Origin of the sequence: Archangium violaceum, from assembly GCF_016887565.1 — a bacterium.
GTDB classification, from domain to species: Bacteria; Myxococcota; Myxococcia; order Myxococcales; family Myxococcaceae; genus Archangium; species Archangium violaceum_B.
In genome coordinates, this window is sequence record NZ_CP069396.1 from 9,817,714 (window position 1) to 9,840,524 (window position 22,811).

At 69.9% G+C, this 22,811-nt stretch carries 19 protein-coding genes; 7 read left to right on the forward strand and 12 right to left on the reverse strand.

From position 1 onward, the window contains the following. Together JRI60_RS39125 and JRI60_RS39130 are read right to left on the reverse strand one after the other, a co-directional pair. The gene (locus JRI60_RS39125) at positions 1-1,623 is read right to left on the reverse strand and encodes an endonuclease/exonuclease/phosphatase family protein (protein ID WP_204221114.1); all 1,623 of its coding nucleotides are present in this window, start codon (positions 1,621-1,623) and stop codon (positions 1-3) included. A gap of 90 nt (positions 1,624-1,713) precedes the next feature. Beyond that, positions 1,714-2,202, reverse strand: coding sequence for a YqaA family protein (locus JRI60_RS39130; protein ID WP_204221115.1), 489 nt, complete (start codon positions 2,200-2,202; stop codon positions 1,714-1,716). A 132-nt stretch (positions 2,203-2,334) separates the two neighbouring features. Between JRI60_RS39130 and JRI60_RS39135 the strand changes: the two genes are divergently transcribed. Beyond that, positions 2,335-3,012 carry a hypothetical protein gene (locus JRI60_RS39135; protein WP_204221116.1) on the forward strand — a complete coding sequence of 226 codons (678 nt, stop codon included), beginning with the start codon at positions 2,335-2,337 and terminating at the stop codon, positions 3,010-3,012. Positions 3,013-3,018: 6 nt separating this feature from the next. Here JRI60_RS39135 and JRI60_RS39140 read toward each other — a convergent pair whose 3' ends face one another. The 4 genes from JRI60_RS39140 to JRI60_RS39155 form a co-directional block, all read right to left on the reverse strand. Then, positions 3,019-4,842, reverse strand: coding sequence for a hybrid sensor histidine kinase/response regulator (locus JRI60_RS39140; protein WP_239469989.1), 1,824 nt, complete (start codon positions 4,840-4,842; stop codon positions 3,019-3,021). 128 nt (positions 4,843-4,970) lie between these two features. Continuing rightward, positions 4,971-6,227: a hypothetical protein gene (locus tag JRI60_RS39145; protein WP_204221117.1), complete on the reverse strand. Its 1,257-nt coding sequence runs from the start codon at positions 6,225-6,227 to the stop codon at positions 4,971-4,973. A gap of 96 nt (positions 6,228-6,323) precedes the next feature. After that, positions 6,324-6,920, reverse strand: a complete 597-nt coding sequence (locus tag JRI60_RS39150; RefSeq protein WP_239470887.1) for a DUF2378 family protein — start codon at positions 6,918-6,920, stop codon at positions 6,324-6,326. A gap of 101 nt (positions 6,921-7,021) precedes the next feature. After that, a complete protein-coding gene (locus JRI60_RS39155) occupies positions 7,022-8,662 on the reverse strand; it encodes an AMP-binding protein (protein WP_204221119.1) in 1,641 nt (546 codons plus the stop codon). A gap of 111 nt (positions 8,663-8,773) precedes the next feature. Here JRI60_RS39155 and JRI60_RS39160 point away from each other — a divergent pair, with 111 nt between their 5' ends. Further along, complete coding sequence (locus tag JRI60_RS39160; protein ID WP_239469990.1) at positions 8,774-9,934, forward strand: MFS transporter; 1,161 nt, start codon at positions 8,774-8,776, stop codon at positions 9,932-9,934. Positions 9,935-9,959: 25 nt separating this feature from the next. Here the strand turns inward: JRI60_RS39160 and JRI60_RS39165 are convergent, their stop codons facing one another. Beyond that, complete coding sequence (locus JRI60_RS39165; protein ID WP_204221120.1) at positions 9,960-10,523, reverse strand: hypothetical protein; 564 nt, start codon at positions 10,521-10,523, stop codon at positions 9,960-9,962. Between the two features lie 3 nt (positions 10,524-10,526). Beyond that, a complete protein-coding gene (locus tag JRI60_RS39170) occupies positions 10,527-12,881 on the reverse strand; it encodes a hypothetical protein (RefSeq protein WP_204221121.1) in 2,355 nt (784 codons plus the stop codon). 303 nt (positions 12,882-13,184) lie between these two features. On the opposite strand from JRI60_RS39170, the gene JRI60_RS39175 reads away from it, so the two are divergent. Both JRI60_RS39175 and JRI60_RS39180 read left to right on the forward strand, forming a co-directional pair. After that, on the forward strand, positions 13,185-14,246 hold the full coding sequence (locus tag JRI60_RS39175) for a BON domain-containing protein (RefSeq protein WP_204221122.1): 1,062 nt from the start codon (positions 13,185-13,187) through the stop codon (positions 14,244-14,246). Positions 14,247-14,285: 39 nt separating this feature from the next. Further along, complete coding sequence (locus JRI60_RS39180; RefSeq protein ID WP_204221123.1) at positions 14,286-14,870, forward strand: BON domain-containing protein; 585 nt, start codon at positions 14,286-14,288, stop codon at positions 14,868-14,870. Between the two features lie 46 nt (positions 14,871-14,916). On the opposite strand, the gene JRI60_RS39185 is transcribed toward JRI60_RS39180, so the two are convergent. Beyond that, positions 14,917-16,611: a R3H domain-containing nucleic acid-binding protein gene (locus tag JRI60_RS39185; protein ID WP_204221124.1), complete on the reverse strand. Its 1,695-nt coding sequence runs from the start codon at positions 16,609-16,611 to the stop codon at positions 14,917-14,919. A gap of 203 nt (positions 16,612-16,814) precedes the next feature. Here JRI60_RS39185 and JRI60_RS39190 point away from each other — a divergent pair, with 203 nt between their 5' ends. Continuing rightward, positions 16,815-17,300, forward strand: coding sequence for a hypothetical protein (locus JRI60_RS39190; RefSeq protein WP_204221125.1), 486 nt, complete (start codon positions 16,815-16,817; stop codon positions 17,298-17,300). Positions 17,301-17,368: 68 nt separating this feature from the next. Here JRI60_RS39190 and JRI60_RS39195 read toward each other — a convergent pair whose 3' ends face one another. Both JRI60_RS39195 and JRI60_RS39200 read right to left on the reverse strand, forming a co-directional pair. Next, positions 17,369-18,280 (reverse strand): JmjC domain-containing protein, encoded by a 912-nt coding sequence (locus tag JRI60_RS39195; protein ID WP_204221126.1) that lies wholly within the window; start codon positions 18,278-18,280, stop codon positions 17,369-17,371. A 118-nt stretch (positions 18,281-18,398) separates the two neighbouring features. After that, complete coding sequence (locus tag JRI60_RS39200; protein WP_204221127.1) at positions 18,399-19,070, reverse strand: DUF2231 domain-containing protein; 672 nt, start codon at positions 19,068-19,070, stop codon at positions 18,399-18,401. Between the two features lie 526 nt (positions 19,071-19,596). On the opposite strand from JRI60_RS39200, the gene galE reads away from it, so the two are divergent. Beyond that, on the forward strand, positions 19,597-20,574 hold the full coding sequence (galE, locus tag JRI60_RS39205; protein ID WP_239469991.1) for a UDP-glucose 4-epimerase GalE: 978 nt from the start codon (positions 19,597-19,599) through the stop codon (positions 20,572-20,574). Positions 20,575-20,604: 30 nt separating this feature from the next. Here galE and JRI60_RS39210 read toward each other — a convergent pair whose 3' ends face one another. Further along, positions 20,605-21,714 (reverse strand): AAA family ATPase, encoded by a 1,110-nt coding sequence (locus JRI60_RS39210; RefSeq protein ID WP_204221128.1) that lies wholly within the window; start codon positions 21,712-21,714, stop codon positions 20,605-20,607. A 131-nt stretch (positions 21,715-21,845) separates the two neighbouring features. On the opposite strand from JRI60_RS39210, the gene JRI60_RS39215 reads away from it, so the two are divergent. Then, positions 21,846-22,757 carry a DUF3396 domain-containing protein gene (locus tag JRI60_RS39215; RefSeq protein ID WP_204221129.1) on the forward strand — a complete coding sequence of 304 codons (912 nt, stop codon included), beginning with the start codon at positions 21,846-21,848 and terminating at the stop codon, positions 22,755-22,757. Positions 22,758-22,811 lie beyond the last annotated feature (54 nt).

The following is a 22,811-nucleotide window of genomic DNA, read 5'->3' on the forward strand; positions in this document are numbered from 1 at the left end:
CTACGGCTGGACGGCGGTGCCAGACACGTTGAGCGTGTAGTTGCTCGTGGCGCCCGCGTAGCCCACCACCTTCACGTAGTACGTGCCCGCCGCCGGGACGCTGTAGGTGCCCACCTCCGGGTTGGCCGTGGTGTAGCCGCGCGTCAGGTACGTGGAGACGTTGGAGCCGGAGTACAGGTACCAGTCCAGGTCCCCGGTCCCCGGCATGGTGAGCTTCACCGTGACGAGGCCCGGCCCGGTCACCGTGAACTTGAACCAGTCGATGTCCGTGCTGGTGGAGACGCTCCCGGTCACGTTGGTGCCCGCCGCCACGCGGCCGTTGGCGCCCGCCGCGGTGTTGTTGGCCTCGGTCTCCTGGGTGATGACGGGGTCCGGCGTCGGGCCGGGGTCGGTGATGGTGAAGGCCGCGTCGCTCGTGTCGGAGGTGGCCACGTTGGCCGTGTCACTCACCCGCACCTTCGCCACCGTGGTCGCCGTGCCCGGCACCGTCCAGCTGTAGCTGCCCGCCGAGGCCGGCGTGCTGGCGGTGATGACGTTCCACGTGCTGCCATCGAGCGTGTACTCGAGCTTCACGTTCGTCACGTTGCTCGCCGTCCAGGTGATGGTCCCGCTGAGGCCACCCGTCCAGCTCTCACCCCCGTTGGGCGCCACCACCGTCACGCTCGCCGTGGGCGTCGTCGTGTCCGCCGGGATGAGGAAGTCCTTGATGACGGCCATGTGCTGCATGTTGGTGGAGCCGCTGTCACCGAACTGCGCCGGGGAGATGTCCGAGAGCGGCGTGTACACACGCGTGTCCACCACCACGCCCGCGGTGAAGGAGCTGGAGCCGAGGACCGTGGGCGTCTGGTAGGCGCGCAGGTCCAGGTCCACGAGCACGTGATCGTAGGGCTTGTTGCGGTTGGCGTTGGTGTCGGGGTCGCCCTTCTGGTCCACCGGATGCGGACCACTGGTGGTCACCACCTGCTCGAAGGTGGTGAAGCAGGACTCGGAGCGGCTGTCGGTATTGAAGTCCCCACCGATGGCCAGGTAATCGCCCGCGGGCACGAGCTCGTTGATGCGCTTCACCAGCTCGATGGCCTCGTTGTTGCGGTCACCGCTGGTGCCCGAGTTGAGCAGGTGCACGCTCACCACCCAGAGGTCCTTGGAACCCGGGGCGTCGATACGTGCCCAGGCGAAATCGCGGTTGGAGACGACCGGGTCATTCCACTGGCCCGATGCGAGGATGGGCCAGCGGCTGATGACACCGTTCGGAATCTGCGCCCCCGTCTCCCGGGAGTAATAGAAGCCCGTCCCGAAGGCGGTATCGACGAAGCTCCGGAGGGCGGCGGCCGAGTTGTCCTGGTAGTTGAACTCCTGGAGCATCACCACGTCCGGCCTGGTGCCCTGGAAGATGCGGATGCCCTCGCTCCCGTAGCTCTGGCCATTGCCGCTGGTGATGTTGGCGGCCATCAGCCGCACCCGCACGTCCGCGAGCGGGGCCTCGCTGGTGGACACGCCTTCGTCCACGGGCTCTCGCGAGTCCACGGCACTCCCACCACAGGCGGCGAGAGCGAGGGTGAGCAGCGGCGCCAGCAACCAGGACCAGCGCCCGGTCCGCGTCGAAAAGGTGGGGGAATGTCGCATACGAAGACTTCCTGCCCGCGAGGCGCGGGCGCGTGGGAGGAGGACAGCGGGCGCCATCATCTCCCATTTCCCCCCTGTCGTCTCGCAGCCCTACGGTGAAATTCCAGTCTGGCTCGCCGCGATGACGGAAAGGGCGACAAAGAGGTAGCGCAGCGCCTTGCCCAGGGAGACGAACGCGACGAAGGGCCCCCAGCGCATGCCCACGAGGCCGGCGGCGAGCACGAACACGTCCCCCACCACGGGCACCCACGCGAGGACGAGCACCGGAGCGCCCCAGGTGGCCAGCCGCGCCTGGGCCCGCTCCAGCCGGGGGCCCTCGTGGGCCCGGCGGCGTTGCACCCAGCGCCCCACCGGGCCCCCTCCCCCGCGCGCCACCCAGCGCCCCAGGAGGTAGACGGTGATGGCCCCGAGCACGTTGCCCCCGGTGGCCACCCCCACGGCCCATGCCGGGTGCACCCCTCCATAGATGAGCGCGGCCAGCACCGCCTCGGAGGGCGCCGGCAGCACGGAGCCCGCCATCACGGCCACGAGGAAGAGCCCGGGCAGGCCCCATTCGGCCAGTGTGGAGGGGTCCGGCATGGTGGCGCCCACTTTAGGACGTTCCCGCTCCCGTCCGTGCAGCCACGAACTCCCCGTACTCCCGGGAGGGATGGACGCCTGCCTGCCCATTCCTACCTTCTGGCCAACCCATTCCCCGTACCGAGGTCTCCCATGAAGCCTCTCGTCATCCTCGCGGCCACGGGCGCCGTGCTCGCCAGTGGACTCTGTCTGGCCCAATCCGCCCGGTACACCGTGAGGATCCGCGAGCTGTTCCTCCTGCCCGGAGTCTCCACCCCCACCACCAACCAGAGCGCCGTCGGCGAGTGGAAGGACGTGCTCCAAACCACCCTGACGACGGCCCAGAAGAAGAACCTCGCGATGCGGGTGGAGCTCGAGACCGGCCTGCACACGGACGCGCCCACGCGCGGCAGGGCCTTTCCCGGGGAGGTCTCCGCCCGGGGCCAGCTGGAGGTGCGTGTGCTGGTGGACGGCGCCCAGGTGGCCCCCGGCCCCCTCGTCATTTCCGAGAGCACCCAGCCGCAGATGACCCGCTTCGGGGACCTGCTCTCCAGCTGCGCCGACACCAACGCGGATGGCACCGTCCTCTTCGACGAGTGCATCTTCACCCTGGAGGAGCAGCGGCGCGTGCTCGGGGCGCTCGAGGCCCGGGCGCTCTCCTTCTCCCTGGACGACATCGACACCGGCACGCATGACCTGCGCGTGCAGGCGCGCGTCAGAGTCTCCAGTCAAGGCGCCAGCGGCTCGGCCTCGGCGGGCGCGTGGCTCGGCCGGGGCAGCATCAGCCTCGAGGAGGTGCGGCTGGTGAAGAGCTTCGACATCCCCGACTGAGCACGCTCAGGGGGCGGCCCTGGCGGGGACGAGCGAGGCCACCACGGAGAGCAGCTTCGAGGGATTCAGCGGCTTGGGCAGGTGCACATCGAAGCCCGCGGCCAGGGCACGCCGCCGGTCCTCGCTCCGGGCGAAGGCCGTGAGCGCCACCGCGGGGAGGTGCTCCCCGTTGCGCTCCCGCTCCAGGGCGCGGAGCTGACGAATCAGGCTGTAGCCATCCTCGCCCGCCATGCCGATGTCCGAGACGAGCATATCGGGCCGGAGGGAGCCGAACAGCGCCAGGGCCTCCCGGGTGCTCGCCGCGCGCATCACCTGGGCGCGACAGCCCTCCAACACCTCGGAGAGGAGCGCCAGCGTATCCGGCTCGTCCTCCACCACGAGGATGAGAAGCCCCTCCAGGGAAGGTGTCCCGGCCACCGGGGGCTGCGTGCCCCGCACCGTCCGGGCCTGAACGGACGGTGGTGGCTCCGGCGCACCCGGAGGGGCCAACGGCAGGGTGACGCGGAAGGTGGAGCCCCGACCTGGCCCCTCGCTGTGCGCCGACACGGAGCCCCCATGCATCTCCACCAGGTGGCGCACGATGGCCAGCCCCAGCCCCAGGCCTCCATGGGCGCGCGTGGAGCTGCTGTCGGCCTGGCTGAAGCGCTCGAAGACATGGGGCAGGAAGGCCGGGGAGATGCCCTCGCCCGTGTCCTCCACCTCCAGCCGGGCCTCGCTCTCCCCACGCTCCAGCCGCACCACCGCCTGGCCTCCCGCGGGCGTGAACTTGATGGCGTTGGTCAACAGGTTCCACACCACCTGCTGCAAGCGCTCGGCGTCCACGGACAGGGGTCCCACATCGGGGGCGACCTGAAGGGACAGCCGCACGCCCCGGGCCTCGGCCGCCGGGCGGACCGCATCGAGCGCCGCCTCCAGCACCGGCAGGGAATCCAGTGGACGCACGTCCAGCCGCAGCTTCCCCGTGACGACCCGGCTGATGTCCAGCAGGTCCTCGATGAGCTGCGTCTGCGCCCGCGCGTTGCGCTCGATGGTCTCCAGGGCCCGCCGGCGCTTGTCCTCCGGCATCTCGCGCGTGCGCAACAACTGGGCCCACCCGAGGATGGAGGTGAGGGGCGTGCGCAGCTCGTGGGAGAGCGTGGAGAGGAACTCGTCCTTCATCCGGCTGGCGGCCTCGGCCTCCCGGCGGGCCTGACGCTCGAGAACCAGCAGGCGCTCGCGCTCCTGTTCGGCATGGGCCTTCTCCATCGCCACGGAGGCGATGTGGGCCATGGTCTCGATGAGGTGCAGCTCGTGCTCCGTCGGGGCCCGTGGATCCTTGTAATACATGGCCAGCGTCCCCAACACCCGCCCCTCCGAGGAGAGGATGGGCCCGGACCAGCACGCCTGCAGCCCGAGCTTCTTCACGAAGTCCTGGTAGGGAACCCAGTTGGGGTGCGTCTTGATGTCCGTCACCACCACCATTCGCTTCCAATACGCGGCCGCGCCGCAGGAGCCCACGGTGGGGCCGATGGGCAGCCCCTCGACGGCGGCGTTGTAGGCGGGCGGCAGGCTCGCCCCAGCACCCACGTGGAGGAGGCCGGCGTCATCCAGCAACAACACCGAGGCCATCATTCCCGGGCTCAACAGCTCGATGGCGCGGGTGATGGACAGCAGCATGTCCGGCAGCGGAGTGCCGCGAGCCACCAGCTCCAACAGGCGGTTCTGCATCGCCAGACGCGCTTCCACCTGGTCGCGCCCATCGGCCTTGTCATTCACCGTTCCGGCGAGCGCCTCCAGTTCTCCCAACAGCACGTCCGATGTACCCGGCGAGGAAGCAGACGGATGCTCCATGGGAACCCCTCATTCACGCGAATCCTCATGAGGGGAACGCGCCAATCCCCATTCTATGAGCCGCGCGGAGTCGTCGCACGGCGGGCCCTCGTCCCCCCAGGCGTCGGCTTCGAGCGCCGCGCCCCGCGTCACGCCGCGGCGGCGTGGTCCAGCGAGCGCCAGGTGCCCAGCGCCCAGTCCTGCTCGTCCGGGTCGTCGAAGCTCACCACGCATAGCGCGCGGTGCGCTCCGGCCTCGCACAGCGCCGTCAGCCGGCACTCCTCCCGGCCCACGTGCAGCGTGGCCCTTCCACTCACCCGCTCCCCCTGGTGCTGGAACTCGTACGGCAGCGACTCCTCGGGTCCCGGTGCGATGCCGCTCACGTCCTGCAACGGCACGAAGCGCACGCTCCGCCGGTGGTCCCTCGCCACCCAGCTCCCATCCGCCAACCGCTGCTCGGCCAGCGAGCCGGGGATGCGGATCTCCCAACCCTCGGGCAGCGTCACCTGCACCGCCCCCCGCCGGTAGCCAATGAGCGAGCCGGATGGCGCCTCGGCGGCACGCCGCGACACCTTCTCCGCCAGCGTGCCTCCAATGCCCAGGAACCCCAGCACCTCCTGCCACTCGCGCCACGGGTACGGCAGCGTCGGGTCCTCCCGCCACGCCAGCTCCAGCAACCGGGCCACATCGCGGAACAGGTGCCGCTCCTCCTCCAGCAGCGGCGGGCGCCACACCATCTCCGTCCAGATGCGGCTGAGCGCGCGGCCCAGCCGCGTCGAGGCCCCCAGTCCAGGCTCCCACCACGGGAAGATGTCCCGGCCGTTCCGGGGATCCTCCAGCACGGCGCGCAGCCACGACTCGTCACGAGGGCCGAGGGGTGTCAGCAGGGCGCCGGGGTACTCGAAGCCGTGCCCCGAGCGCATGGACAGCGTGGCACCCGAATGGCCGAGCCTCCGGAAGTCCAACACCCGGCCCGCCATCTCCGACAGCCAGGCGAGCATGCGCGGCTCGATGTCACTCGCGTCCCCGGTGTGGAAATAACCCGTGGGGTCCCCCACTCCGGCGGTGGTGAGGGCGGGGTCGGCCCAGTCCACCTGGAGCGCGTCCCCCAGGGCGTGCAGCAGATCACACAGGTAGCGGTGGTAGCCGGGCCCCACCATGGAAGTGTTGGCCAGGACGACGACCCGCCCCTGCCCGGCGGCGACGATGGCCACCTCCTCCGCGGCCGGGTGCAGCCGCAGGAAGAGGACGGGTCCCTGGGGACTCTCCACCGTGCGTGAGCTCTCCAGCAGCTCCTCCGCGGCCTCATGGACCCAGCGCTCCACCTTCCGCAGCCAGGGCCGGGGAGCCTCGGGCGCGCTGAGCTCTCCCCCATACCAGCCAGCCAGTAGCAGCTTCACTCCCATCGCGTCGTCTCCTCTCCGTCCGGCGGCGGACCCATCCCCACGCAACGGGCGACAGGAGCCGATTATGTCTCGGACCCCGGGAAGAGGGGACAGCCATCAACTCCAGCGGATGTCATAATCGACATCGAGGGTCGCCAGCCGGTGACCCCGCACCACGAGCTCCTTCGCCGTGGACTGCTCCATCGAGTAGGTGAGGACGCCCTCGTTGTAGGCCATGGGCAGGAAGTCCCGGCGCATCTGCAACCTCGCCTGCTTGTCCCCCAGGTGCTCCACGGTGCGATTGCCATAGCTGACCGCGGCCCGGAAGGCGCTGGGAAAGCTGTTGACCACCCGAAGCGGATCCGTGCCGGCGAGCGCCAGCATCGTCTTGCCCACGGTGGATTGGTGGAAGTCCTCCGTGGCCCGCCTTCCCAGCAGGGTCATCACCGCGTCCCGCCCTCCGTGCTTCGGCCCGAGCAGGTCCGCGGCGGTGAAGACGGCCTTGAGGAAGTCCGCCACCGGGTAGCTGAAGAAGTCCACGTAGCGTTTGGCCCCGGCGGCCACGTAGCACCGGGCCCGGACCTCCTCTCCCCCGAGCTTCCGCACCGCTTCGAGCATCCCGTTGAAGAACATGCCGCGGCACGTGTCCGCGGGTGTGGCCAGGGTGAGCAGGTGCTCCAGGTCGGGGGCGGGGATGGCGGACGCGGTGGACATCGACACGGGGGGACCTCTGCGGGGGGCATGCCCGGTGAGCACTCGGCCGGTCACCGGGCAAGGGGGGAGGCCATTACACCCCAAAACGCCGCTCCCCGGGGTCACGCCGTGCGGATGGACGCCGCGGCCTCCAGCCCCAGCTCCGCCACCGCCACCTCGCGCATCCGGAATTTCTGGATTTTCCCCGTCACCGTCATGGGGAACTCGTCGACGAACTTCCAGAAGCGGGGAATCTTGAAGGTGGAGATGCGGCCGGTGCAGAAGCGGACGAGCTCCTCCTGGGTGACGGTGGCGCCGGGCTTGGACTTCACCCAGGCCATCACCTCCTCGCCGTACTTCTCGCTGGGCACGCCGATGACCTGGGCCTCGCTGACGGCCGGGTGGGTGTGGAGAAACTCCTCTATCTCGCGCGGGTACACGTTCTCGCCGCCGCGGATGATCATGTCCTTGATGCGGCCGACGATCTTCACGTAGCCCTCCTCGTCCATGGTGGCCAGGTCGCCGGTGTGCATCCAGCCGGCCGCGTCGATGGACGTCCGGGTGGCCTCGGGGTTGTTCCAGTAGCCGAGCATCACGCTGTAGGCGCGCGTGCACAGCTCGCCGGGCGTGCCGCGAGGCACCACCGCGCCCGTCCCCGGATCGACGATCTTCACCTCCACGTGCGGATGCACCCGGCCCACGGTGGAGACGCGCTTGTCCAGCGGGTCATCCAGCGAGCTCTGCGTGGACACGGGCGAGGTCTCCGTCATGCCGTAGCAGATGGTGACCTCGCGCATGTTCATGCGCGACTGGACCTTCTTCATCACCTCGATGGGGCACGGCGAGCCGGCCATGATGCCGGTGCGCAGCGAGGAGAAGTCGAACTCGCCGAAGCGCGGGTGGTCCAGCTCGGCGATGAACATGGTGGGCACGCCGTAGAGCGCGGTGCAGCGCTCGGCGCCCACCGTCTGCATCACCGCGAGCGGATCGAACGCCTCGCTCGGAATCACCATGGTCGCGCCGTGGGAGGTACAGGCCAGGTTGGCCATCACCATGCCGAAGCAGTGGTAGAAGGGCACGGGGATGCAGACGCGGTCCTCGGGCGTGAGGCCGATGCCCTCTCCCACGAAGAAGCCGTTGTTGAGGACGTTGTGGTGACTGAGCGTGGCGCCCTTGGGAAAGCCGGTGGTGCCGGACGTGTATTGGATGTTGATGGGGTCGTCGAACTGGAGCGAGGCCTCGCGGTCCGCCAGGGTGCGCTCGCTCACGCGGGTCCCGTTCTCGAGCAGCAGCTGCCAGTCATCGTCCAGCACCAGGGCGACGCGCAGGCCGGGGCAGCGCGGGCGCACCTCCTCCAACATCTTGCGGTAGTCCGACTGGCGGAAGCCGCGCGCGAGCAGCAGCACGCTGGTGCCGGACTGGTTGAGCGCGTACTCCAGCTCCGCCGTCTTGTAGGCGGGGTTGAGGTTCACGAGGATGGCGCCGATGCGGGCCGCGGCGTACTGGGCCACCACCCACTCGTAGCGGTTGGGGGACCAGAGGCCCACCCGGTCCCCCTTCTCCACGCCGAAGGCCAGCAGCCCCAGCGCCACCCGCGTCGTCACGTCCCAGAACTGGCGCCACGTGGCGCGGTAGCCCTGGGAGACGACCACCAGCGCTTCCCGGTCGCCATGGCGCTCGACGGTGCGCCGCAGGTTCTGGCCGATGGTCTCCCCGAGCAGCGGGGTCGTGCTGGTTCCGTGGACATAGGAAGGAGAGGGCATGAGGTGGATCCTCCCCGTCCCCCCTCGGCCCGCGCAAGCCCCGCGAGCACCACGGCCGCGCTTGTCGGGAACCGGACCGGGCTGTATGGGGGCGCGGTGAAGTCCCCTTCCATGAGCCCGAGCCTCGTCTGGATGATGGCCGCCGCCGCGGGCCTCGCCGTCGCGAACCTCTACTACCACCAGCCCCTGCTCGGAGACATCGGCCAGACGTTCCAGGCCTCGGACCGGGCGCTGGGGTTCATCCCCACGTTCTCCCAGGTGGGCTATGCCCTGGGCCTGCTGCTCGTCGTGCCGCTGGGTGACAGCCTCGAGCGGCGGCGCGTCATCGTCATCATGACCGTGCTGGTGAGCCTGGCGCTGATGGGCGTGGCGCTGGCGCCGAACCTGCCGTGGATGGTGGTCGCCAGCGGCCTGGTGGGGGTGACGACGGTGGTGCCCCAGCTCATCGTCCCCTTCGCGGCGCACCTGGCGCCCGAGACCCAGCGGGGCCGCGTGGTGGGCACGGTGATGAGCGGGTTGCTCATCGGCATCCTGCTGTCGCGCACCGCCTCGGGATTTCTCGGGGTGCAGTTCGGCTGGCGCGCCATGTTCTGGCTCGCCGCGGGGCTGATGCTGGTGCTGGCGGTGGTGCTGCGGCTCACCCTGCCGAGCCTGTCCCCGAGCGCCACCCTGCCCTACCCCGCCCTGCTGCGCTCCCTGGGCGGACTGGTGCGCGAGGAGCCCCTGCTGCGGCTGCACTCGGTGCTGGGGGCCCTCACCTTCGGCTGCTTCAGCGCCTTCTGGGCCACGTTGGCGCTCTACCTCCAGTCCATGCCCCAGCGCTACGGGGCCCAGGTGGCGGGGCTCTTCGGCGTGGTGGGCGTGGCCGGCGCCATCGCCGCGCCACTGGTGGGGCGGTACACCGACACGCGCGGAGACCGGCGCATCAACGCGCTCGGCATTGGCATCCTGTTCGCCTCCTTCGGGGTGCTCTGGCTGCTGGGCCAGTGGCTGTGGGGCATCGCGCTCGGCGTCATCCTCCTGGACCTGGGCGCGCAGGCCAACCACATCTCCAACCAGACACGCGTCTACTCGCTGCGCCCCGAGGCCCGCAACCGGCTCAACACCGTCTACATGGTGACGTACTTCGCCGGGGGTGCCACCGGCGCATGGTTGGGCAGCCTGGCCTGGAGCCACTGGGGCTGGAGCGGCGTCTGCGCCGTGGGCGGAGCGCTGTCACTCACCGGGTTGCTGGTGCTGGGGCTCGCCCGGCCGAAGCGCCCGGCGGCCTGAGCGGGCCCGCCGGGCGGCGATTCAGCTACTTGTCCTTGCAGGGCGAGGGCTCACGCAGCGCGAAGCCCCTGCCCAACGTGCCGAGGGTGCCCTGCAGGCACACGAGGCCGAAGGGCCCCCGGTAGCTGGCGGGCAGCATCACGCTCCGGCCGTCCTCGGTGGTGCCGGTCTTCAGCGGGAAGGGGGAAGCGCCGCCTTCGGTGACCTTGAGCCACAGCCGGGTGCGCTGGCCCTCCGCGAGCGCTGGCGAGGGCCGGGGGGCCCGGCTCGCATCATCGGAGCGGCGGCCGTTGTGGAAGCGCAGCACGGAGCCGCGCTCGTCCACCTGCAGCAGGCCCCAGAGCTCCACGAGCTCTCCGGCCTTGGGCGTCCAGTCGAACGCCTGGCCCTCGACACGAAGCGCGTAGCGGTCATTGGACACCACGCCGCGCACCAGCTCGGAGAATCCGGCCTCGGCCAGGTAGCGGCCGGAGACGCGCACGAGGCCGGGGGCCGGTTGGCCCTGGGCCAGGGTGCTCAAGTCGAGCGGGCGGTAGGCGGTCTCCGCCGGAGCGGCGGCCAGCAGCAGTGCGAGCGGCAACAGGTACATGGCTCACCGCGCCTGGGAGAGGAGGGCCTGGAAGAGCGACGAGGCGTCCGCGGAGAGCCGGGGCTGTAACAAGCCCTCCGGCAACACGTCCGCGTCCTGGCCCGTGAGGCCCGTCAGCACCTTCATCTGCACGTCCACGCCCGACACGTCCGAGCCGACCCGGAGGATGGCGCAACTGGTGCTGAGGCCCGTGGTGTAGCAGCCGGAGTAGTCGCCAGCGCCCAGCTTGCCGTCACCGTTGACGTCCTTGTACGCGAGGACGATGTAGTCGGCCGGCTCCACCTGGAGCGAGTAGTTGGAGCTCTGGGACGAGGAGCGGAACTGGCCTCCCCGCGTCTTGAACGAGCGCTCGTCGCACTTGCCGTCGACGACGTGGCAGGCCTCCAGGACCGCCCCCTGCAGGGAGGTGCCCAGCGGGGCGGTCACCTTTCCGGTGATGGCCTTGGTGCTGTAGGGCAGCGAGCCGGGCAGCCGCGCCACCACCGCGTAGGGCGATGCGCCGTTGAGCGCCTGCACGGTGATGCTGGCACTGCCGCCGGTGCCACGGCCCACCAGGTAGCTCATCGAGCGCGTGGTGCCGGTGGCGCCACTGCTCAAGGGGCTGTAGCCCAGCATGGACCAGCTCCCGTCACGCAGGTTGATGCCCTGGTAGTCGTAGCCCGTGAGCAGCCCCGTGTGGTCGAGCATGAGCGTGGTGGCCCAGTCGAGCATCAGCTCGGGGAAGGGAGAGCCCGTGTGCGCCTCCAGGTTGGCGATGCCCTTGTCGGGGCCCGCGGACCACCCGCGCCAGAACTGGGCGTGCCCCTTTCTCTCCGCCGCGCGCCAGATGAGCAGGAAGTTGTAGCCGTAGATGCTCAATCCCTCCTGGGGCGCCTCGGGCCGGCTCGCGTACACCGTGCGGAAGCCCTGGGGAGAGATCAGGCTGTAGCGCGCGTAGGGCTGGACCTCGCCCACCTGCGTGCCCAGTCCCGCCAGCTGCTGGGCGGCCATGGCGCTGCCCTCCTCGATCCACAGCTCCTCGACGGGACGCTCGGGGACGGAGAGCACGCGCGTGCTCGTGGCGATCTGGTGCTTGAGCTCGTGCACCATGGTGGAGGGCATGGAGACGCTGAAGTAGCGGGCGCGGGTCATCCCGGAGAGGGTGCTCGGCGTGGCGGCGTAGAAGATGTCGCCCTCGTTGCTGCGGATGCCGTACGGCGCCGTCTCCGCGTCGGTGAACAGGTCGGCGGGATGCACGTAGCCCAGCAGACCATCGGGGCCCAGCAGGCGGCTGAAGATGATGAAGATCTTCCCATTCTGGTCCACGTCCGAGAAGTCACCGAAGTACTGCCGATCGGACGGCACCACCTTGGTCTCGAAGTCGTTGGCGAGGCTCTGCAGCTCGGCCTCGGAGAAGTCGCTCGCGTCCTCGTTCTGCACGAACCAGTAGGCATTGGCGCTCGCGTGGCGCAGCGTGGCGGTGATCTGCTGCTGCGTGTCGCCGCTCATGATCCAGAAACCGCACCGCAGGGTCCCCACCGTGTACGGGCCGGGGCACGGGCCGATCGGCGTCTGGGCCTGGGCGCGCAACTGGCCGGCACGGCTCGAGGGGCTGACCCCCGCCTGCTTGAGCCGCTCGGCCCACCGCAGGCCCTGCTCCAACCGGCGCAGGTGCGCGTCGGAAGGCAGGGAGGACGCCTCGTCCGCCTGGAGGCCCGCCGCCTCGGGGCTGGTGCTCATCATCCGCTGGAGCTCGGGCATCAGCCCCTGCGCCGTCATGCCGCTGGTCGTGATGCCGTACTGGAAGCCATCCACCTTGGAGGACTGACTGGCGTGCACGGGGATGATGGCCACGCGTTCCTCGGCCCCCAGTGACGAGAAGGTCACCGTGGCCTTGCCGCCCACGAAGTCCTCGGGGCGCAGGTACTTCACGTTCTCCGACATGGGCTGGTGGTTGCCGGAGCCCTTCATCTGCAAGGCGATGTCGATGCCCATCACGGGCGGAGTGACGGCGACAGCCTCCGAGCCCCCCTTCACATACTGGCCCGAGTAGTCGCCATCATCGAACGCGTCGTTGTTGTTGGAGTCCTTGACGGCGATCACCTGATAGTTGCCGGCGGCCAGGCCGTCGAAGCTGTAGGCGGCACGCGAGCCCGATGCCTGCAGCACCACCCGCTTCGTGTTGCTGGAGTCGAGCGAGCACTCGTTGTTGATGACGAAGCACGCCACCAGCTCCGTCCCCTTGATGCTGACTCCGACGGGCGCCGACACCGAACCTCGGATGTAGAGGCTGCCGGGCTCTGGCTCCGGTTTTCCCGGGCAGCCGAACAAGGGCACGGCGAATCCCGCGCAGGCGAGAAGCTGGAGGAACCTTCGCATCGACTCTCTTCCTTTCCGATGGGGAAACAGGACGGACCGGGCCACGGAACCACGGGAATGAAGCCCCCCCGTCCACGCGGCCCGCGTCGCATCGGCACGGCAGCCTACACCCCGGCCTCGTGGCGATTCACCTGCCAAACATTCCCATTTACCGAGACGTCACGCGAGCGATGCGGGTCGAGCGATGGACGGAGTCGTCCGCTCGGAGGGAGGAGGAGCCGGGCAACCATGCCTCCACGCCCCCTTGCCGTGGGTGCGAGCCGGTACGACCCTCAAGGCGATCCACACCCCAAGGAGGCGGCGATGGCGGACAGGCGTCGGCATGGCATGGAGCGGCAGGGACTGGGCCAGGACCCGGAGCGGGGCACCCGGCGAGATGTCACGGAGCGCGGGCGGGACATGGGCCGCACGCGAGAGGCCCGCGACGAGGATCGGGGCCCGGGCCGCGGCTACCGCGAGGAGGACCGGGACCGGGGCCGCTTCGGGGGTGGCGGAGGCATGAGGGGCAGCGGCTACGGCGATCGCGACGTGGGCCGCTACGGCCGGGGCTACGAGTACGGTGGTGACGAGGACCGGGGACGTTTCGACCAGGACAGCCGTGAGGAGTACCAGCGTGGCGGGCTGATGCGGGGCGCGCCGGGCGTACGCGCCGCTGGCGGCCCCGGCGAGGAGTTCGGCGAGGGCTTCTGGAGCGAGGTGACGCGCGAGCGCACCCGGGGCGACTTCAACCGCTACGGGGACCGCGGCGCCGTGCGCACGCAGCCGTACGACACCGACCGCTGGGACCGGGGCACCTACGCCCTGGGCGCCGCGAGGGACCCCGAGGACATGCGGCGCTACGGCTGGGGCGAGGGCTGGAGCCAGGACCAGGGGAACGATCGCGGCTACGAGCCCCCGCGCGTGCAGTCCTCGTACATCGAGCAGCGCCCGCGCACCGGCTACGCCACCAGCCCCACGCGGGACATGGACCGCGAGATGGGCCACGGCGCCGGCCGTGGCGGCATGCAGGGCGCCTATCCCTACTACGAGCAGTCCCCCGAGCTGCCCCGGCGCCAGGGCCGGGGGCCGCGCAACTACCAGCGCTCGGATGAGCGCATCCGCGAAGATCTCTGCGAGCGGTTGATGCGGGGCTGGATGGATGCCGATGACGTGGACGTCCGGGTGGAGAAGGGCGAGGTCACCCTCACCGGCACGGTGAAGAGCCGCGACGAGAAGCGCGCCATCGAGGACGTGGCCGAGGACATCCTCGGCGTGAAGGAGGTCCACAACGAGATCCGGGTCGCCCGCGAACAGCAACGCGACCAGGGACAGGAGCGCCGGGTCGAGGATCGGGGCTCGAAGCAGGAAGGCCGGACGCTGCAGTGAGGCGGCGCCCCACGCAACCCGCAAGAGAGGAGTCCACGAATGGCACGGCGTGACAATGACGGTTACGGCGACAGCTACGGCCAGGAGCAACGCTTCCCGGTGCGCGCGCGGCGCATGGAGCGTCCGGTACAGGACCCAGGTCCCCGGCGCGGCGAGCCGGGCCGCCCGGGGTACGGCTCGTTCGGTGCCGAGCGGGGCTACAACCAGGGTGGCTACGGGGGGATGGGCGCCTACGAGCGCGGCTACCAGCCTCGAAGCTACGACGCGATGCTGGAGCGGACGGAGGCACGGCGGGGTCCGGTGCGCCCGCCGCGCGGCTACCAGCGCGCGGATGACCGCATCCGCGAGGACGTCTGCGAGCGGCTCATGGAGGGGCCCGTCGACGTGGGGGACGTGGAGGTCACCGTCAAGGACGGCGAGGTGACGCTGATGGGCACGGTGGAGGAGCGCTGGGAGAAGCGCGCCATCGAGGACATGGCCGCCCACGTGCGCGGAGTGCACGACGTGCACAACCGCATCCGCGTGAAGCCCCGGGAGGACAGGCCGGTGGCCCAGGAGGCGAAGCGGCTGCGCGAGGAGCGTCCCCAGGAGCCGCGGGGCGATCAGCCGCACATGGGCTCCTGACGGCCCGCCGCGCCCGAGCGGGGGCGCGAGGGGACCCCGGCCCCACTCAGGCCAGGCCTTCCGCGCCCTCCTCCTCGTCCTCGCCATCCAGCTCCCGGCCCCGGGGCATGTCCACGATCGCCCCGAGTGGGTAGATGGTGAGGTGCCGCTGGGGCTCGCTGCCGTGGCTCACCGTCTCCAGGTGGTAGCGCGAGACGAGCCGGTGCTGCAGCTTGCGCAGCCGGGGAGGCCTCGGGGCCAGGGGCACCGCCACGCTCTCGCTCAACACGCGCTGGATGGCATGCTCGGCCTCGCTCACCGCCTCGCGCACCTGATCCTCGTCCACGCCCTCGGCGATGAGGAAGGCGTCGCGCAGCACCCGCCGCATCTCCGACGAGCTGTTGCGCTTGATGGCCAGCACGCGCGCGCCCGTCTTCTCCGACACCTTCCGCAGCTTCGGATCATTCGCCCGCGAGCGCAGCGTGATGACGACGTCCGCGTTCTCCAGGCGGCCCGCCACGCGCGCGTCCGCGCCAATGTCCCTCAGCACCCGCTCGAGCAGGTCCCTGCTGGCCGCGTGCGCGTAGATGCGCGTCGTGCCCTGACGAAGGCCGGGCTCGCGCCGGGGCGGCGGTGCCACCCGGGACGGCGCTCGACCCGCAGCGGGCTCCCGGGAAGTTTCCCGGGTCGGCCCCCTCGAGAGCCCGCGAGGGGCCTCGACGGCTCTGGGCGGCAGCGGGGCCACCGACTCGGGCTCCTCCTTCACCTCCACCTGGCCCTCGACGAGCAGGCGCCGCTCACCACCCACGTTCTCGCCCGCCAGCAGCCGGTCCACCGACTGGGCGGTGTCGCGGTGCACCAGCACCTCGTCGCGGTTCACCATCTCCACCACCACGTCGAAGGTGGGCGGAGCACGGCGCTCGCTGATCGTCTTCTGCGTGCGCCGCCGCCGCGCCTCCTCGTCGCTGAGCGTGACGACGTGCACGCCGCCGACCAGGTCCGACAGCGTGGGGTTGAGGACGAGGTTCTCCAGTGTGTTGCCGTGAGCCGTGGCCACCAGTTGCACGCCGCGCTCGGCGATGGTGCGGGCCGCGGCGGCCTCGGCCGAGGTGCCGATCTCGTCGACGATGATGGCCTCGGGCATGTGGTTCTCCACCGCCTCGATCATCACGTCGTGCTGCCGGTCCGGCCGCGACACCTGCATGCGGCGCGCGCCGCCGATGCCCGGGTGGGGGATGTCGCCATCGCCTCCAATCTCATTGGAGGTGTCCACCACCATGACGCGCTTGCCCAGGTCATCGGCGAGCACGCGGGCCACCTCGCGCAGCTTGGTCGTCTTGCCCACTCCGGGCCGGCCGAGCAGCAGGATGTTGAGGCCGCTGCCGATCAGGTCCTTGAGCATGTCGATGGTGCCGAAGATGGCGCGCCCCACGCGCAACGTGAGGCCCACGACCTTGTTCTGCCGGTTGCGGATGGCGGAGACGCGGTGGAGGGTGCGCTCGATGCCGGCGCGGTTGTCCTCGCCCACCGAGCCCACCTGCCCCAGCACGTGCTCCAGGTCCTTGCGGGTGACGGGAGTCTCGGACAGGCGCACCACGCGCCCGGTGAGCCGGGCCTCGGGCGAGCGGCCGAGGTCCATCACCACCTCGAGGACCTCCGCCGGAGACAGCTCCTTCATCGCCGCCTGCAGGGGCTCGGGCAGGACACTCACGAGGAGCTGGAAGTCGTCATGGGGAACGGCAAGGGCGTCGCGCGAGCTCATGGCGTGTCTAAAGGTGAATCCTTCCGAGTCGGGTTGCACGTGTCCCCGCGGCCGAGGGGCAACGAGGCACCCGATGCTAGCGAGCATCCAGGGGCACCGCTCCCTTCTCGTGACTGGGTACGCCGCGACACCCTGCATAGCTCAGCAACAAGGGCATGACTGGAGGCCGTCGCCCCCAGCCTCCACGCCCGAGGAGCAACCTCATGGCCCGATACGACAAGGACAAGAAGCTCGACCTCCCCCAGAACCCGAACCACATCGACAAGCCCAAGGGCGCGATGAGCATCCGCGAGGCCGCCTCGATGGAGATGGAGGAGCACTCCACCGGAACCACCGTCATGCGGGGGAAGGCGGTGCACGGTTTCGGAAACGGGACCGACACGTCGAAGCGACATGGCGACACGCGGCCCATGGAGATGCGGATGATGGAGGTTCCCATGGACACGGGCCCGCAGCCACCGAGCCCCGGTGAGTCGGTGACGCGGATCATGGACATGATCTTCCAGCTCCCGTTCCACGCGCAGCTCAGCGTGATGCGGATGATGGCGCCCAGGGTGCTCGGGGCCATGGACGCGAGGGACCTGGACAACTTCCTGCGCGACCTGCGCTCGGAGATCTCCCGGGTGGAGTCGAGCGAGGAAGGCACTGGAACGCGCGTCACGGAGACGCCGGACATCCAGGGGACGTGAGCGACGTCGTCCCCACCGGCCAACGTGGGGGGGGCTCGCCCTCCACCGAGGGTGCCTCCCCGCTCCGCTCAGTCCTTCTCGTCCCGGCGCGCGGGGGTGCCCAGACCGAGCGCCGAGGAGCGGATTCCCGCGCTGGCGCTGGTGGCCATGAACCGGAGCACCTGCCGCGGGTCCTCCATCATCTTCTTCAGCTCGCCCCCGAGCTCCTGGAACAGGCTCCGGTAGACCTCCATCTTCTCCGCATCGGAGAGCGGGGAGGCATGTCCCAGCGGTGGCAACCGCCGCTGCCAGGCGCGCGAGCGCAGCAACTGCGTGCGCAGGAAGTCCAGGACATCGATGGGCGTCGGTGGCATGAGGCCCACCGAGATGGAGATGGACTCCTGCTCCGGCGCGCTCACGTGGTGCCAGTAGCCGCCGGGAATGTAGAGCCAGTCACCGGCCTCGAGCCGGCACTCCTGCACCGGCGTCCGCTCGCGCGAGACGTCCGGTGCATCGGTGAGTGTCTCGTGGAGGGGGGTGGGGTTGAGCGTGTTGCGCCGCAGCAGGTAGCTCTTGGCCCCCAGCGTCTGGAAGATGAAGACCTCCTCCGGGTCGCAGTGCCAGCCGAAGCTGCCGTGGCCCGCGGGGGTGCAATAGAGCTGCAGGTTGACCGTGCCTTGCAGCTCGGCGGAGAGGGTACGCCCCAGCTCCGCGAGGCCGGCGTCGTGCCGGTCCGCGTGCCGCAGGACGATGGAATATCCCTGCGCGTGGAGCGCGCGGGCCTCTCGGGCGCTCGCGGGCCTGGGGCCGGTCCACAGCTTGCCATCGCGCACCAGCAGCAGGTCGCACGCGGGCGTCTCGATGAGGCGCTCGGCGGTGTCCCACGTCGCCAGCTCCCGCAGCTTCGCCGCGGTGGAAGGCCGCGCGAGCGGTTGCTGGAGGTAGTGCTCCTGGAAGAAGACGGAGCGCGGAAGGTCACCCAGCAGGGTATCGATGAGCATGACGCGAACATTGTACCGGAGAGACAACCCTCGGGGAGGGATGTCACACGGTGGAGCTCGTGGAGGGAGACGAGACGGGCAGGTAGCGCAGTCCCTCGGGAAGCCCGCTCCTCTCCGGTCAGCCCCGTGGCGCTTCTGGACCCGAAGCGGCGGTGTCGCGATTCAGGGCCGCGAGCCCCACCGTGGGCCCCTCGTATCCCTGGCCGAAGCCCTTGGCTCCGGGGTCCAGCGGATGCGTGCCCGAGAAGAGGCTCCTCGCGCGGCCGAACAACCAGCGCACGCCCTGGAGCCCGTCGCGCAGGAGCGCCCGGGGTGCCTCACGGGACAGGAGCGGCGGCCCCTTCAATGTCCCCGACGCGGTGTCCGTCGGCATCGGGTTGATGCCCACGCCCAGCTCGTAGACCATCTTCCCGCCGAGCGAGGCGGTGTACAGCGCCGCCACGTTCGCGAGCAGCCCGAGCACGGTCTGGCCCACCGAGGGAGGCCGGCTCAGCCGCCACAGCGTCACGCCCACCGCCCCCAGCGTGATGCAGGCATTGCCCAGACCATGGAGGAACACCATGTCCCGAGCGCGGGGTTCCTCGAGCTTCACCTCCTGGGAGGCGGCCAGTCCGGCCAGCCCCGAGAAGAGCGCGCTCACCGTACCGGCCACCCAGAGCCGCCGGCCCACCTTCGCCCAGGCCCGGTCCCCGCTGGTGACCGCGATGAGATCGGCCACCGCCGCGGTGGGCAGCAGGGCCAGTGGAGCGTGAACGACAGAGGGATGGAGTTCGTGAAGGAGCATCTTCATGCGGGGAGGGTAGGCACCCCGCCGCTTGAGGCTCGCTCCCCTGCTCGGAGACCATCCGCCACGCGCTGAGTCCGACGGGACCCGAGCACGGAGAGCAGGCGGACCTGCGCTGTCCTTCCTTCCGTGGAGGACACCAGCCACGGCTGGCCTCTCCCCAAGAAGGCCCGACGGTGAGCAATTTATGGCTGCGCGAACCCAAGGGCCCACACCATGACAGCGTCTGACAAGGAACGAAGAATCGCGACGGACCAGGGTGGCGAGCAGGCTCCCGAGGACATTCCTCCGAAGGAGACCCGCTCGACCGGTCCGGATCCGATCCCCTCCCCCCCTGGAGGAAAGGCCTCGACGGCAGCCGGCGAGGACAACCAGAGATGTGCATCGGACACCATCAATGAAGGCGACGGGAACTACCTGGAGCCGCCAGACTGAACAGGAGGACATGACTCCGCCACCCGGCACCATGCGCCCTGCTCTCTTTCGGGTGGGCGGCGGCGCGGCCCCGCTATAGCGTCCCGGTGCGGAGGGAATGTCGATGAGAGTCATGGTGACGGGCGGTGCCGGCTACATCGGGAGCGTGGTGACGGAGGAGTTGCTGCGGGGGGGTGACGAGGTCGTCGTCTACGACAGCCTCTACAAGGGTCACCGGGAGGCGGTGGTGGAGGGCGCCACCTTCGTGAAGGGCGACCTGCTCGACACCGCGCTGCTGCGCGAGACGCTCGTCCAACACAAGGTCGAGGCGGTGGTGCACATGGCGGCCGACTCGCTGGTGGGCGAGTCGGTGAAGGTGCCAGCGAAGTACTACCGCAACAACGTCCTCGGGGGGCTCAGCCTGCTGGACGCCATGCTCGGGGCGGAAGTGAAGTACCTCGTCTTCTCCTCCACCGCCGCCGTCTACGGCGAGCCCGCGAAGCAGCCCATCGAGGAGAGCAATCCCACCCAGCCCACCAACCCGTATGGCGAGACGAAGCTGGCCTTCGAGCGGGCCCTGCGCTGGTACGACGGAGCCCATGGGCTGAAGTACGTGAGCCTGCGCTACTTCAACGCCGCGGGCGCCACCGAGCGCAGTGGCGAGCGCCACGATCCCGAGACCCACCTCATCCCGCTGGTGCTCCAGGCGGCGACGGGCCAACGGCCTGAGGTCACAATCTTCGGCGATGACTACCCCACCCTGGATGGCACCTGCGTGCGCGACTACGTCCACGTCGTGGACCTGGCGCAGGCGCACATCCTCGCCCTGCACGCGCTGGCCAAGGGACACCCGAGCTCCATCTACAACCTGGGCTGCGGCGGGGAGGGCTACAGCGTGAAGCAGGTGATCGACTGCGCCCGCCGCGTCACGGGCCGGGAGATTCCCGTGCGCAAGGGGGCGAGGCGGGCGGGAGATCCGGCGGTGCTCATCGCCAGCTCCGCGCGCATCGTGCGGGAACTCGGCTGGCGCCCCACGCAGCAGAAGCTGGACGCCATCGTGGAGTCCGCCTGGCGCTGGATGCAGCGCAACCGCTAGCGCACGAGGACGAGGAAGGACAGCGGCGCGTCAGTCTTCTGGCGCCTCGCGCCCCTCCACCACCGTCGCCCCGAGCTCCTTCGCCAGTCGCACCGGCTCCGCCCGCGAGCGCTTCGCGATGGCCTGGGCCAGGGGTTCGGCGTGCGTCGTCACCCAGACCTGGCTGTGCATCGAGGCATCCACGATGAGCCGGCCGAGGGGCTCCAGCAGGTCCGGGTGGAGGCTCGTCTCCGGCTCGTTGAGCGCGAGGAACGCCGGGGGCCTGGGGCTCAAGAGCGCCGCCAGGAGGCACAGGTAGCGCAGCGTCCCGTCCGACAGCTCGCGCGCCGCCAGCGGACGCAGCAACCCCGGCTGGTGGAGGAAGAGACTGAAGCGCCCCTGTGGCGCCTGCACCTCCAAGCGGGAGCCGGGGAAGGCATCCTCGAGGGCCCGCTCCAGGGCCTCGTGGTCCCCAATCTCGATGATGGTCCGCAGGGCGGCGGCCAGGTCGCGCCCGTCATGCGCCAGCACCGGAGTGCGCACGCCCACCTGCGGCGAGCGCATGGGGGCGTCCGGATCCGTGCGGAAGTGGTGGTAGAAGCGCCACATCCGCAGCGTGCGCTGCAGCTCGGACAGGCGCGGGAAGCGGTGCGGCTCTGCGAGTTGGGACAGCACCGACTCGCTGGCCCAGAGCTGCGCGGGGAACGTGGTCCGGTTCCCCTCCGAGTCGCGCACGAAGGCCGTGCGGTCCTTGCGCTCCATCAGCACCGCGCGCCGCTTTCCCTCCACGGTCCACAGGTGCTCCTCCTTCACCTCCGGGTCCAGGTTGAAGAGGCTCAGGGGTTTGCGCTCTTCGTCGAGGATGGGCGGCACCGGACCGAGGCTCAGCTCGTACGCGAGCTCATCCAGGGTGACGCCCACCGTCATGCGCACGGGCTTCTTGTCGCGAGAACCCGCCCAGAGGACGCTGGGCACGCCGCCCTCCTCCGCGAGCGTCTGCGCCAGCCGGCCCTCGGCCGCGGCGGACAGCAGGTAGAGCGAGCGGTAGAGGTTCGTCTTCCCGCTGCCGTTGGGCCCCACGATGACGGTGAGCGGCCCGACGGGAAGGACGAGCTTGCGCACCGAGCGGTACCCGGCGACCTCGAGCTGGGTGATGGGCATGATGATGAACCCTAGAACACGCCCGGGACCCGGTTCAGGGGTATCTTGACCGGTTGGCTGCACATAGAAAGAGCTGGCACGTGTTAGCAAGCCCCCTTCCGCGTTGAGCGGGCCTGGTCTGGTCATTCTCCATGAGAGAGCACTACCCGCGCGTACGTCTCTACAAGAACAAGCTCGTCGGAGGGAGCCACCTCTTCATCCGGGAGAGTGTGAGCATCACTCTTTATATGAGGCGTTCCTACCAGGAGGTAGTGCAGCAGGTGATTCGCTCCCTGGAAGCGTATCGCCACGAGATCGGGCCCCAGGCGCTCGGTTGGTACGTCGACCCAGATAGCGGCGACTGGGAGCAACTCGAAGACAACAGCTGGGCGAACTTGCGGCAGGTGTTGCTCACGGGAACCGTCGCCCAACTCTGGCTGAGTGAGTCCCCCAGTGACACCACGGGCTACGAGGTTCTCTATTATGGTCGGCTGCTCGACGTGGCCGATGAGGGTGAAACGAGCGTGGTGTCCTTCCGCCTCCCCACGGAATACCTGGAAGAGCACGGGCCAGGGCAGGTGCGGAAGCTGGCGCTGGAACTGGCGGCGGAGCTGCCCTTCGCCTCAGGCCACGCGGGCATCGTCTTCCACTTCCCGGAGAGCACAATCGGCACCACGGAGCGCATCCGAGACCTGTCCTTCCGCCATCCCGGTCTGGACATCCCAGGAGTGCACTTCGAATCCCTTTCCATCGGCACGCGGGTGGACGGAGTGCACTGGCTGAACTTCCTGGGCCAGCCCGTCCTGGGCGAGCTGGGCGGCGCTACTGGCCTGCGACAGCGTCTTCACTCGCCCGGCACCACCGTGCAGGAGCTCGACGGAGAGCGGGCGGTGGTGACCCTGGGCCAATGGCCGGAGGCAGGCGATACGGAGCAGGGCCACACGCTACCCGCGTACCGCGAGCTGGCGCGCGTACTGGAACCCTGGCTGTACATGGACCGCTCTCGCTGGGACGGCTTCAGCGAGGAGGACATGCGGCGGTGGGAGCGGCGCTTCCTCGACTGACGCGCGTTGCCACCCAGGTGACACTGCACCGCCCGTGAGAACTCGCGCCGCGTG